Genomic DNA, 12,668 nt, shown 5'->3' with positions numbered 1-12,668 from the left:
CCTTACGCCGGGTATGCGTGTGTCTGCGTCGCCTTGACCGTTGCCCAGACCGGTGCGCCCGGGTGCAGGTCCAGTTCGGCCGCGGCGACCGTGGTGAGGTCTGCGGTGAGGGGGAGTTCGCCGGTGAGGTCGGCGCGGATCTGGTCGCCGTGGGTTTCCAGGCCCGCGACCTCGCAGTGCCAGAGGTTGCGGGCGCTGGATGTGGTGGGGCGGTCCCGGTACAGGGTCACCGCGCTCGGCGGGAAGGCCACGAAGACCGGGCCGGTCAGGTCCTCCGTGGTGGTGATGTCCGGGCCGGCGTCGAGTTGGACCCGGTGGCCCTTGGCCTTCCCCTTGTAGAGGTTGAGGCCTACCAGTTGGGCGATGTAGTCCGTTCGGGGGTGCCGGGCGATGTCCTGCGGTGTGCCTTCCTGGACGACGTGGCCGTGCTCGATGACGACCAGGCGGTCGGCCAGCACCATGGCGTCCAGCGGGTCGTGTGTGACGAGTACGGCTACGGCCTCGAACTCGGCCAGGTGGCGTCGGAGTTGGGCGCGTACGTCGAGGCGGGTGCGGGCGTCCAGGGCGGCGAGGGGTTCGTCCAGGAGCAGCAGTCGGGGGTGCGTGGCCAGGGCGCGGGCCAGGGCTACGCGTTGGGCCTGGCCGCCGGAGAGGCGGCGGGGTTTGGCGGCGGCGTGGTCGGTCAGGCCCATGCGGGCCAGCAGCTCGGACGCCTGGGCTCGGGCCTCGGCCTTGGTCGCGCCCTGGCAGCGGGGGCCGAAAGCCACGTTGTCCAGGGCCGAGAGGTGAGGGAAGAGGAGGTAGTCCTGGAAGACGACGCCGACCGGGCGGGACTCGGGGGGCGTACGGTCCAACTCCGTGCCGTCCAGACGTAGGTGGCCGCCGGTGAGGGGGGTGAGGCCGGCTAGGGCCCGTAGGGCGGTGGTTTTGCCGGCGCCGTTGGGGCCGAGTAGGGCGACTACGTCGCCGGGGGCGGCGGTGAGGGGGACGTTCAGGTGGAAAGGGGTGCGGTCTACGACCAGGTGGGCGTCGAGGCCTTCGCCAGGGGTGTCCTCTGTGGTGACGTCGGCTGTGGTGTTGTCGAGGTCAGTCATGGGGGGCGTGTCCTTCGGCGCGGGTGTGGGTGCGGGTGCGTTGGGGGCACCCGGCCTTCGGCCGGGTTTGGGTTCCCACCCGCACCACCCGTACTACTTTCGTTGTTGGGTGCAGGTGGCCCTCGTGGGGGATGAACGCCGTCGGCGGCTGCGGGTGGGGGGACGTCGTGGTGCGGGCTCCGGGTGTGGACGCCGGCCCGCAGTGCGCCGTCATGACGTCGTCATCCAGCGGTCCCGCAAGCCCGCCAACACCGTGATCGACACCGCCAGCAGTACCAGGCTGAGGGCGATCGCCGCTGCCGGGTCGTTCTGCATGGCCAAGTAGACCGCCAGGGGCATCGTTTGGGTGCGGCCGGGGAAGTTGCCCGCGAAGGTGATCGTCGCGCCGAACTCGCCCAGTGCGCGAGCCCAGGCCAGGACCGCGCCCGCCGCGATGCCCGGGGCGATCAAAGGGAGAGTGACTCGGCGGAATGCCGTGAAGCGGGAGGCGCCCAGGGTTGTGGCCGCCTCTTCGTAGCGGGGGTCGGCCGCCCGTAGGGTGCCCTCGACGCTGATGACCAGGAAGGGCATCGCCACGAAGGCCTCCGCGACCACGACCCCTGCCGTGGTGAACGGCAGGGTGATCCCGAACCAGGAATCCAGCCACTGCCCTACGACGCCGTTGCGGCCGAGCGCCAGCAGCAGGGCCACGCCGCCCACCACCGGGGGCAGGACGAGTGGCAGCGTCACCAGGGCGCGCACGAGTCCGCGGCCGGGGAAGTCCGTGCGGGCCAGTAGCCAGGCCAGCGGTACGCCCAGGATCAGGCTCACCGCGGTGGCGGCCGTCGCGCTCACCAGGGACAGTTGGAGGGCCTGCCACACCTCGGTGCTGGTCAGCTGCTCGGGAAGGCTGCGCCATGGGGCTCGTACGAGCAAGGCGATGAGGGGGAGGAGCAGGAACGCCAGGCCTGCCAGCGCCGGTATCAGCAGGGGCAGTGGGACCCGGGAGCGGACACGTCCGCGCCGCGGCCCACCGGTGAGGGTGTCCGTCGCGGCGTCGGACTTGTCGAGGGAGGTCACGGCTTGAGGAAACCGGCCTCGGTCAGGACCTGCTGGCCCTCGGCGGACTGCACCAGGGCGATGAACGCCTTGGCCGCGGCGGCGTTGGGCGCTTCCTTGAGCAGAGTGATCGGGTAGTCGTTGATGGCGTCGGCCGACTCGGGGAAGTCCACGCCTTCCACCTTGTCACCGGCCGCCTTCACATCGGTCTTGTAGACGACGGCGGCGTCGGCTTCCTTCAACACCACCTTGTTGAGGGCGGACTTGACGTCCTCCTCGTAGGAGACCGGGGTGAGCTTCAGCTTGCCGGCGTCCAGGGCCTTCTGGGCGGCGGCGCCACACGGCACCTCCTTGTCGCACAGCACGACCTTCAGGTCCGAGTCCGTGAGGTCCTTGAGGGAGGAGACCTTGTCGGGGTTGCCCGGCAGGGTCGCGATCTCCAGTTGGTTGCGAACGAAGGTCGCCGGTGTACCCGAGGCGTCCCCCGCGTCCGTCACGATCGCCATCGTCTTGGGGCTGGCCGAGGCGAACACGTCCGCCGGGGCGCCGCCGGTGATGCTCGCGGCGAGGGAGTCGCTGCCGCCGAAGCTGAAGGTGACCTTCGTGCCCGGGTGCTCCTTCTCGAACTCCTTGCCCAGGGTCGTGAAGCTCTCCTGGAGCGAGGCGGCGGCGAAGACGGTCACTGTGCCGGACAGCTTCGGCGACGCGGAGGCCGAGGTGTCGGACTTGGCGGAGTCGGAGCCCGAGTCGGAGGACGAGCAGGCGCTCAGGGCCAGCAGTGCTGCGGCTCCAGCGCCGGCCACCTGCAGCGTCCGCCGGGTCCGGCGCGCGGAACGGGTCATCACGAGTCCACTCCCTCTGTCTGTCTCATCCGGGAAGAAGCCCGTCGGACTCTTCCTCTGCGCCGATCATACTGGCGCAGATGCCAGCCGGAAGTCTCCTGTCGCATCGCATGAGCCGGGCGTGACCAGGGTGGATGTTCGCATGTGCGGTTGGGTCAGACTACTTGCGTGCGGTCGGGTCGTCAGACTCGGTCGATGTGCACGTTCGTCGACTTGACGCGGGCGGTGGCCTCCATGCCGACCTCCAGGCCCAGTTCCTCGACGGCCTCGCGGGTCAGCAGCGAGACCAGGCGGTGCGGGCCGGCCTGGATCTCGACCTGGGCGGCGACGTCGCCGAGCTTGATGGCGGTGACGATGCCGGGGAAGGCGTTGCGGACGGAGGTGTACGACGTCTCCTCCTCGCCGGTGCCTGCTCTGGCGAGCTCGACCGAGAACGCGGCCAGGTCCCGTCCGTCGATGAGCCGGCGCCCACTGTCGTCGCGGTGGGTCGTCACCCGGCCCGCGTCCGCCCAGCGGCGTGCGGTGTCCGGGCTCACGCCGAGCAGTCGTGCTGCCTGGCCGATCGTGTAGGACTGCATGCGCGTCACGATAGGCCGGGGGAGGGGGAACGGTGGACGTGGGGTTGGCCGTTGGGTATAACGCGATATAGCGTTAGTCCGTGGAGACGGTGATTGGGGTGACGGACATGTCGGTTGACGTCGTGCGCACGGGGGCGTCGCCCGAGCTGCGGGCCTCGCACGAGGACCGGGACCGGGTCGTGGACGTGCTGCGCATCGCGGCGGGGGACGGTCGGCTGACCGCCGAGGAGCTCGACGAGCGTCTTGAGATCGCCCTGTCCGCCCGCACGATGGGGGAGTTGGCCGTGCTGACCGCGGATCTGCCGGTGGATGCCGGTGCGGGGACCGTGGTCGAGGCCAAGGACGTCGTCCGCATCGAGCAGCAGGGCGGTTCCGTCCGGCGCGGGGACGGCTGGGTGGTGCCGCGGCGGATGGAGATCGAGTCGGCCTGGGGCGATGTGACGCTCGACTTCACTCAGGCTGTGATCACCCACGACACCCTGCGCATCGATCTCGACATGCAGGGCGGCACCTTGAAGTTGGTGACGCGGCCCGGTGTCGTGGTGGACACCGACTCCCTGGTGATCGGCTACGCCAAGGTCAAGACCCGTCCGTCCGGCGGCTCCGACGTTCCGGTCGTCCTTCGCGTGGAGATAGCCGGCCGTATGAACTTCGGCCGGGTCGTGACACGGACACCGCGGCGCGCGCTCAAGCGCTGAGCACCCTCAGCCCGTGTGCACGCGCGGGCGTCGGGCGCGGTCCGGCTCCGCCTCGCGCAGTACCTCGCGGGTGACCGGGGCGACCTCGCCCTGCCCGAAGAGGAAGAAGCGCAGGAAGTTGGCGAACGGGTTGCCCTCGGTCCACTCGAAGTAGATGTGCGGGATACAGCCCGTCGAGTCGCGGACGTTGAGGAGCAGGGCGGCCAACGCGTTGGGGACGGAGGAGGACTCCAGGGTCAGGACCCGGTAGCGGTTGTGCAGGACCTCGCCGCGTACCGTCAGGCCCGCCTCGAACTCGGAGGGGTCGAGGACCGTCACCTCGACGAAGACGAAGTCCTCCTGCTCGGGCATGTCGTTGTCGGCCCGGATCTGCTCGATCTTCTCGCGGTACTCGGCCTTGTCACGCCGGTCGGGCTCGTTGGCGATGAACCGCATCTTGCGGCTGGCCATGTCCCGTACGAACCGCTCCGCCATGTCGTCCAATGTCACGCTGGTCACCCGCAGTTCGAAGGCGCGGGCCAGCCGGGACAGCAGGGAGATGAGGATGATGCCGGCGATGAAGCAGGCGCCGATCTTCACACCGTCCGGGCGTTCGATGACGTTCACGACGGTGACGTAGAGGAGGACCGCCGAGATGATCGAGAAGCCGATCGTCCAGCCCCGCTGCGCTGCCCGGCGGGCGGCGATGGTCGCCGCGATCGCCGCGGAGGCCATCAGGACCAGGACGCCGGTCGCGTAGGCGCCGCCCTGGGCGTCGACGTCGGCGTCGAAGATCCAGGTGACGAGGAAGGCGACGAGGGTGAAGACGATCACCATGGGGCGCACGGCGCGTGCCCAGTGGGGGGCCATGCCGTAGCGGGGAAGGTAGCGGGGCATCAGGTTGAGCAGGCCGGCCATCGCGGAGGCGCCGGCGAACCACAGGATGGCGATCGTGGAGACGTCGTAGACCGTGCCGAAGGCGTTGCCGAGGTGTTCGTGTGCCAGGTAGGCCAGCGCGCGTCCGTTGGCCTGGCCGCCGGACTCGAACTCCTTCTCCGGGATCAGCACCGTGGTGATGAAGCTGGTGGCGATCAGGAACACGCTCATGATCAGGGCGGCCGCGGTGAGGAGCTTCTTGGTGTCCCGGATGCGGCCCTTCGGGTTCTCCTCGGTGTCGCCCGGGTCGCCCTGGACGTGGGGCATGACCGCGACGCCGGTTTCGAAGCCGGACAGACCGAGGGCGAGCTTCGGGAAGACCAGCAGGGAGACGCCGATCATGGCGAAAACGTTTCCGTGCTCGGCGGTCAGGGCGCTGGACCAGTCGGTGATCACATGCCCCTCGGTGACCACCTGCCACATTCCGTCCACCACGACGACGGCGTTGAGCGCCAGGTAGACCGCCACCAGGGCCACGGCGACCCCGATCGCCTCCAGGAAGCCCTTGAGGAACACCGCGCCCAGCAGGGCGACCAGCACCAGCGTGATCAGCATCTGCTTGTCGTGCAGGACGCTTTCCAGATGCGGGTTCTCCACCAGGTGGGTGGAGGCGTCGGCCGCGGACAGGGTGATGGTGATCAGGAAGTCGGTGGCGGCGAAGCCCAGCAGGGTCAGTACGAACAGCTTGCCCTTCCAGAAGGACAGCAGCCGCTCCAGCATCGCGATCGAGCCCTCACCATGTGGGCTCTCCTCGGCCACTCGCCGGTACACGGGCAGGGCGCCGGCCAGGGTGACGATCACCAGCACTATGGTCGCGATCGGCGACAGCAGACCGGCCGCCAGGGCCGCGATGCCCGGCTGGTAGCCGAGGGTGGAGAAGTAGTCGACGCCGGTCAGGCACATCACCCGCCACCAGCGCTGCCCCTGGTGCGCCGGTTCCTGCTTCGCCTCCGGCGCGCGCTGGGTGGCTCCCTTGCCCATGTCGGACAGGCCTTCCAGCATCCAGGAGCGCAGGCGGCTGGGCGGCGGCTGTTCGGTGGTGGCCATCGGCGTGCTCCTGATGTGCGGCTCAGCGTGTGGTTTCCGGCCATCACGCGGACGGCGGCACCAGCGTAAGCGGAGAGTGACGCGTGGGCCCACGAATGAGCGAGTCGCGGGCGTCAAGCTTCCGTTAAGACTGGCCCGTCGAATGTCAGTGGCGCATCAGGAAGGGGAGGCCCTGGAGGAATCGGCTCCGGATTGCGCTACGCGGGTGATCCGTGCCCTGCCGTCGGGGGCGGACACTCAGCGTCATCTCGTACGACAGCTGTTGGCAACCTGGGGTATGCCCTCGGGAAGACCCGTCAGGCATCCGCCAGCCGCGCCTCCTCCAGGTCCAGGGACCGCTGGAGCCGGCGGCGGGTCGTGTCGCTGATGGTGTGGTCGTCGTAGAGGCGTTGGAGTTCCGCGGCTTCCACCGCTATCAGGTCGCGGCGGAGCTGGCGGTAGATCAGGTCGGCGGATTCGGCGGCGGACGCGGTTCCGTTGGTGTCGGCCAGGCGGTCGCGGGCGGCGTCCAGGCGGGCGTTGAGGCCGCGGCGGAGGCGGTCGAGGACGACGTCCGGTACGGCCTCCAGCTCGGAGAGCTCGTCGAGGCGGCGGATGCCAGCGCCGGCCAGGCTGCAGCGGGCGGCGGCCTCCTCGCGTTCCGTGTGGTCGGGTTCCAGGGCGATGCCGGAGGCGCGGACGACGGGGGCCAGGGTGAAGCCCTGGACGACGAGAGTGACGACCACGACCGACGTGGTCAGGACCAGGACCAGCGGGCGCTCCGCGAGCGCGGTCCCGTTCTCCGTCGCGACCGGGATCGACAGCGCGGCCGCCAGCGGTACGACACCCCGGGTGCCCGCCCAGGTCAGCACCATCGGCACCCGCCAGTTCATGCGCTGGATGCCGCCCTTGCGCTGCACGACCGCCGACAGCGGCGCCAGCCACAGCAGCCGTACCGCGATGAGCGTGCCCGCGATCGCCAGCGCGTACAGCGGCCACGCGCGGTCGCCGTCGGACAGCGCCCGCACCTGGGCGGGCAGGGCCAGGCCGATGAGGGAGAACACCACGCTCTCCAGCAGGAACACCACCGTGCCGTACACGGCGTGCAGTTGGAGCCTGATGCGGGCGTTGGTGAGCCGGTCGCCGCGGCCGCCGAGCACCACTCCGGCCACCACGACCGACGTGACTCCCGAGGTGTGGGCCGCCTCCGCGAGGACGTAGGCCGCGTACGGGGTGACCAGAGCGATCACCGTCTCCAGGACCGGGTCCTCGGTGCGTCGGCGGATCAGGGCCACGACGCCCGCCACCGCCGCGCCGATCAGCGTGCCGCCACCCGCGAGCAGCAGGAACTCGCCGCCCGCCGCGCCCCAGTCGGCCGCCGCCGAGGCCACGGCCACGCTCACCGCGACCCGGAAGAGGACCAGCGAGGTCGCGTCGTTGAAGAGGCTCTCCGCCTGGACCAGGACCTGCACTTTCGGCGGCAGTGCCAGGCGCCGGCCGAGTGCGGTGACCGCCACCGGGTCTGTGCTGGCCAGCACCGCGCCCAGCACCAGCGCCATCTGCCACGACAGCGGCGTCACCAGCGACGCGACCGCGCCGACCGCCGCCGCCGACGCCAGCACCAGGCCCACCGCCAGGACCCCGACCGGCTTCCACACCGCCCGCAACTCGCGCCAGGACAGTTCCTCGGCGCTCGCGTACAGCAGCGGGGGCAGCACGACGAGGCCGATGATCTCGGGGCTGATCTCGATCTCCGGGGTGCCCGGCAGAAGTGCCACGGCGAGGCCGGCGACCACCAGGAGAGAGGGTGCGGGTATGCGCCAGCGGCGCGCGAATGTCGCCACCACCGTGGCCAGTACCACGAGTGCCAGAACCGTTCCTACGCTGCGCATGCCGTCCCCTGGGGCTTTGTCGGGAGCCGTTGTGACTCCCCGCCGACCAGACTTCCCGGCACACCGCTTTCACCGTATCCCGGCCAGGGCTCGTCAAGACAGTGTCAACGTCCCCGTCAGCGGCGCCAGGGACGCGTCAAGATGCCTGCCCGGCGGCGTATCGGGCGCTTCTCTGGCAGGTGATGAATGACGTACGACGCGGACGACTGAAGGTCTACCTCGGGGCGGCTCCAGGGGTCGGCAAGACCTACCGCATGCTCGACGAGGGGCGGCGCCGCGCCGCCCGTGGGGCCGATGTGGCGGTGGGGTTCGTGGAGTGCCACGGGCGCCCGTGGACCGAGGGCATGCTCGACGGCCTGGAGGTCGTCCCGCGGGCCCGGTGCGCTTACCGGGGCGGCCAGTTCGAGGAGATGGACCTCGCGGCCGTCCTCGCGCGCCGCCCGCAGGTCGCGATCGTCGACGAGTTCGCGCACAGCAACGTCCCCGGCGGCGGTCGCAACGCCAAGCGCTGGCAGGACATCGAGGAGCTGCTCGCGGTCGGCGTCGACGTCATCACGGCGGTCAACATCGAGCACCTGGCGTCCCTCAAGGACGTCGTCGAGAAGATCACCGGGGTGCCGCAGCACGAGACGGTGCCCGACGAGGTCGTACGGCGGGCCCGGCAGGTCGAGCTGGTGGACATCCCGCCCGAGGGCCTGCGCAGGCGTATGGCGCACGGCAACATCTACGCCCCCGAGAAGATCGACGCCGCCCTCGCCAACTACTTCCGGCCCGGAAACCTCACCGCCCTGCGGCAGTTGGCGCTGCTGTGGGTGGCCGACCGGGTCGACGAGGCCCTTCAGTCGTACCGGGCCGAGCACGCGATAGGCGGGGTGTGGGAGACCCGGGAGCGGGTCGTGGTCGCGCTGACCGGCGGGCCGGAGGGAGACACGCTCATCCGGCGGGCCGCCAGGATCGCCGACCGGTCGGCGGGCGGCGATCTGCTCGCCTTACATGTGGCGCGAAGTGATGGACTGGCCGCCGGGGTCTCGCACGCCTCGCTCGCCCGGCAGCGGCGACTCGTCGAGGACCTCGGCGGGAGCTACCACTCCGTGGTCGGGGACGATGTCGCCACCACGCTCGTGGAGTTCGCGCGCGCCGAGAACGCCACCCAGCTCGTCCTCGGCACCAGTCGGCGCGGACGCTGGGAGCGGTTCCTGAGCGGGCCCGGCACCGGGGACACCGTGACCGTGCTCTCCGGCGACATCGACGTGCACCGGGTCACGCACGAGCGGGCCGGGCGGGGCACGCTGCTCCCGTCCAGGCGTCGTACTCTCTCGACCGCCCGGCTGATCGCGGGGCCGGTCGCGGGATTCGTGCTGCCGGTGCTGCTCACCGTCTGTCTCGCCCAGGTGCGGGGCACGGTGAACCTCACCAGCGAGGCGCTTCTGTTCCTGCTCACGGTCGTGGGCGTGGCCTGCATCGGCGGGGTCGTCTCGGCGCTGATCGCGTCGGTGACCGCGTCCCTGCTGCTCAACTACTGGTTCATTCCGCCCATCGGCGCGTTCACGCTGGACGACCCCAACGCCCTGCTGGCGCTGGGGGTGTTCGCGGTCGTGGCCGTCACCGTGGCCGGCGTCGTCGACCGCTCGCTGCGCCTGTCGCGCCGCTCCGCCCGCGCCACCGCCGAGGCCGAGACCATGTCCTCGCTCGCGGGCAGCATCGTGCGCGGCGGCCAGACGATCCCGGCCCTCCTGGAACGTACGCGGGAGACCTTCGGCATGGAGTCGGCCGACCTGGTGGACGAACCGCCCGATGCCAGCGGCGTGACCGTCGTGCCCGCGGGCCCCGGCGGCTTCCTGGCGCTGAGCGGCCGCACCCTGTCGTCGTCCGAGCGGCGGGTGCTGGCCGCGTTCGCCGCCCACGTGGGCTCGGCCGTCGAGCGGGCGCGGCTCGCCGAGGCCGCCGCCGAGGTGGAGCCGGTCAGGGCCGTCGACCGGATGCGTACGGCGTTGCTGCGGGCCGTGGGCCACGACCTGCGCACTCCGCTGGCCGCGGGTTGGGCCGCCGTCACCTCGCTGCGCAGCCGGGACGTCGAGTTCTCCGTCGAGGACCGCGACGAACTCCTCGCCACCGCCGACGAGTCCATGGCGAAACTGAGCGGGCTGGTGGAGAACCTGCTGGACCTCAGTCGCCTGGAGGCGGGCGTCCTCACCCTCGTCTGCTACCCCGACCCCGAGGACCGCGCCGCGCTGCACGCTCTGGAGCGCGCCTGGACCGAGTGGGACCCCGGAGTGCCACTGGTCCGGCTCAGCTGCGAGCGCCGCTCCCTGGGCCGCCCCATCGCCGCCTACGTCCGTGAGGTCACCGCCGCCGAGCCCGCCACCCGGGTCACCGTCCTGATCCCCGAGACGGAGCCGGAGCGGCTGTGGCAGCGGCTGCTGCAGAACCAGCGCGGAGCCGTCGTCGCGCATGCCGTGCGCCGGGAGACGGACGCGGTGATCTGCCGGTTGCGCTTCCGGCTGTTCTGACGCCGGTGTGCTCGGCACCACTGCCCGGCCCCATCGCCGTAAGAGTCCCGTCAAGGGCGGGTCGACCGGCGTAAGGGACCCGTCAACGGTGGTCGAATCCGGCCAGGCAGACGGTTTGCTCTAAGCGTCCTAGTCCGATCCGAACCTCATTCCAGGAGCTCACGATGGCCGATCTGGCCTTCGTCGTCATCACGATCGCGTGTTTCGCGCTGGTGGCCTTCGTCGCCAAGGGGGTGACCAAGCTGTGACCGCCGAGGCTGTTTCAAATTTGGAGATGGGCGTCGGCCTCGTCGTGGCCGTCGCCCTGCTGGGCTATCTCGTCCTCGCCCTGATCTTCCCGGAGAGGTTCTGACGGTGACATCAGCTGCTACCGCAGCGGGAGACATGGGTCCCGTACTCGCCGGCATCCTCCAACTGCTCGCCCTCATGGGAGCACTGGCCCTCGCCTATGTCCCCCTCGGCAACTACATGGCCAAGGGCTACTCCTCCGACAAGCACTGGCGCGTCGAGAAGTGGATCTACAAGGGCATCGGTGCCAACCCGAACACCGAGATGCGCTGGACCGCCTATCTGCGCGGAGTGCTCGCCTTCTCGGCCGTGAGCGTCCTGTTCCTCTATCTGCTCCAGCGGCTCCAGGGCGTCCTGCCCGGCTCGCTGGGCTTCTCCTCGATCGACCCGGACCAGGCGTTCAACACCGCCGTGTCCTTCGTGACCAACACCAACTGGCAGTCGTACTACGGCGAGCAGGCCATGGGCCACGTCGTGCAGACCGCCGGCCTGGCCGTCCAGAACTTCGTCTCCGCGGCCGTCGGTATCGCCGTCGCGGTCGCGCTGGTGCGCGGTTTCGCGCGCTCGCGCACCGGTGAGCTCGGCAACTTCTGGTCCGACCTGGTGCGCGGTGTCGTCCGCATCCTGGTGCCGTTCTCCGTCCTCGCCGCGATCGTCCTGGTCGCCTGCGGTGCGATCCAGAACTTCTCCGGCATCCATGAGGTCGGGCAGTTCATGGGCGGCTCGCAGCAGTGGAACGGCGGTGCGGTCGCCTCGCAGGAGGCCATCAAGGAGATCGGGACCAACGGTGGCGGCTACTTCAACGCCAACTCCGCCCACCCCTTCGAGAATCCGACCCCGTTCACGAACCTCTTCGAGATATTCCTGCTGCTGGTCATCCCGTTCGCGCTGACCCGCACCTTCGGCATCATGGTCGGCTCGATCAAGCAGGGCTACGCGATCCTCGCCACCATGGCCACCATCTGGGTCGGCTTCATCGCGCTGATGATGTGGACCGAGTTCGCCCACCACGGCACGGCGTTCGAGATCGCCGGCGGGGCCATGGAGGGCAAGGAGACCCGCATCGGTGTCGGCGCCTCGTCGATCTTCGCGGTGTCGACCACCCTGACCTCGACCGGTGCGGTGGACTCCTTCCACTCCTCGTTCACCGGCCTCGGCGGCGGCATCACCATGCTCGGCATGCAACTCGGCGAGATCGCGCCCGGTGGTACCGGCTCCGGCCTCTACGGCATGCTCATCATGGCGATCATCGCGGTGTTCATCGCCGGTCTGATGGTCGGCCGCACCCCCGAGTACCTGGGCAAGAAGATCGGCACCCGCGAGATCAAGTTCGCGGCCTGCTACATCCTCATCACCCCGGCACTGGTCCTCATCTTCACCGCCGCCGCGATGGCCCTGCCCACCCCGGGCAACTCGATGACGAACTCCGGCGCGCACGGCTTCTCCGAGATCCTGTACGCCTACAGCTCGGCCGCGAACAACAACGGTTCGGCCTTCGCCGGTCTCAACGCCGACACGCAGTGGTTCAACACCACCCTGGGTCTGGCCATGGTGTTCGGCCGCTTCCTGCCGATGGTGTTCGTGCTCGCGCTGGCCGGCTCGCTCGCCGAGCAGAAGCCGGTCCCGGCCACCGCGGGCACCCTGCGCACCGAGAAGCCGCTGTTCACCGGCCTCCTCGTGGGCGCGATCCTGATCATCACCGGTCTGACCTACTTCCCGGCCCTCGCGCTGGGTCCGCTGGCCGAGGGGCTGGCGTCATGACCACCCGTACAAAGAAGTCCCATTCA

General features: G+C 70.1%; 10 protein-coding genes. 4 read left to right on the top strand and 6 right to left on the bottom strand.

Translation table 11 applies throughout. The features are described from left to right. Positions 1 to 2: 2 nt before the first annotated feature. The 4 genes from AC5DRG_RS08575 to AC5DRG_RS08560 form a co-directional block, all read right to left on the bottom strand. Positions 3 to 1,094: an ABC transporter ATP-binding protein gene (locus AC5DRG_RS08575; protein ID WP_491809393.1), complete on the bottom strand. Its 1,092-nt coding sequence runs from the start codon at positions 1,092 to 1,094 to the stop codon at positions 3 to 5. Positions 1,095 to 1,304: 210 nt separating this feature from the next. Then, positions 1,305 to 2,153 (bottom strand): molybdate ABC transporter permease subunit, encoded by an 849-nt coding sequence (gene modB / locus AC5DRG_RS08570; protein WP_491809392.1) that lies wholly within the window; start codon positions 2,151 to 2,153, stop codon positions 1,305 to 1,307. Then, positions 2,150 to 2,974: a molybdate ABC transporter substrate-binding protein gene (gene modA, locus AC5DRG_RS08565; RefSeq protein ID WP_491809391.1), complete on the bottom strand. Its 825-nt coding sequence runs from the start codon at positions 2,972 to 2,974 to the stop codon at positions 2,150 to 2,152. The genes modB and modA overlap by 4 nt, the downstream gene beginning before the upstream one ends. A 182-nt stretch (positions 2,975 to 3,156) precedes the next feature. Further along, positions 3,157 to 3,552: a TOBE domain-containing protein gene (locus tag AC5DRG_RS08560; RefSeq protein WP_491809390.1), complete on the bottom strand. Its 396-nt coding sequence runs from the start codon at positions 3,550 to 3,552 to the stop codon at positions 3,157 to 3,159. A gap of 80 nt (positions 3,553 to 3,632) precedes the next feature. Here AC5DRG_RS08560 and AC5DRG_RS08555 point away from each other — a divergent pair, with 80 nt between their 5' ends. Continuing rightward, positions 3,633 to 4,250 carry a DUF1707 SHOCT-like domain-containing protein gene (locus tag AC5DRG_RS08555; protein ID WP_491809389.1) on the top strand — a complete coding sequence of 206 codons (618 nt, stop codon included), beginning with the start codon at positions 3,633 to 3,635 and terminating at the stop codon, positions 4,248 to 4,250. 6 nt (positions 4,251 to 4,256) lie between these two features. On the opposite strand, the gene AC5DRG_RS08550 is transcribed toward AC5DRG_RS08555, so the two are convergent. Continuing rightward, positions 4,257 to 6,212: an APC family permease gene (locus AC5DRG_RS08550; RefSeq protein WP_491809388.1), complete on the bottom strand. Its 1,956-nt coding sequence runs from the start codon at positions 6,210 to 6,212 to the stop codon at positions 4,257 to 4,259. A 296-nt stretch (positions 6,213 to 6,508) separates the two neighbouring features. Then, complete coding sequence (locus AC5DRG_RS08545; protein WP_491809387.1) at positions 6,509 to 8,083, bottom strand: Na+/H+ antiporter; 1,575 nt, start codon at positions 8,081 to 8,083, stop codon at positions 6,509 to 6,511. A 182-nt stretch (positions 8,084 to 8,265) separates the two neighbouring features. On the opposite strand from AC5DRG_RS08545, the gene AC5DRG_RS08540 reads away from it, so the two are divergent. The 3 genes from AC5DRG_RS08540 to kdpA all read left to right on the top strand — a co-directional run bounded on the left by AC5DRG_RS08540 (position 8,266) and on the right by kdpA (position 12,642). Further along, the gene (locus AC5DRG_RS08540) at positions 8,266 to 10,593 is read left to right on the top strand and encodes a sensor histidine kinase (protein ID WP_491809386.1); all 2,328 of its coding nucleotides are present in this window, start codon (positions 8,266 to 8,268) and stop codon (positions 10,591 to 10,593) included. Between the two features lie 274 nt (positions 10,594 to 10,867). Further along, positions 10,868 to 10,945 (top strand): K(+)-transporting ATPase subunit F, encoded by a 78-nt coding sequence (gene kdpF / locus AC5DRG_RS08535; protein ID WP_103548383.1) that lies wholly within the window; start codon positions 10,868 to 10,870, stop codon positions 10,943 to 10,945. Positions 10,946 to 10,977: 32 nt separating this feature from the next. Then, positions 10,978 to 12,642: a potassium-transporting ATPase subunit KdpA gene (gene kdpA / locus AC5DRG_RS08530; protein ID WP_491809385.1), complete on the top strand. Its 1,665-nt coding sequence runs from the start codon at positions 10,978 to 10,980 to the stop codon at positions 12,640 to 12,642. Positions 12,643 to 12,668: the final 26 nt, after the last annotated feature.

This window comes from Streptomyces sp. JLBG701 (assembly GCF_058544905.1).
This window is presented reverse-complemented; position numbering and strand designations above follow the sequence as displayed.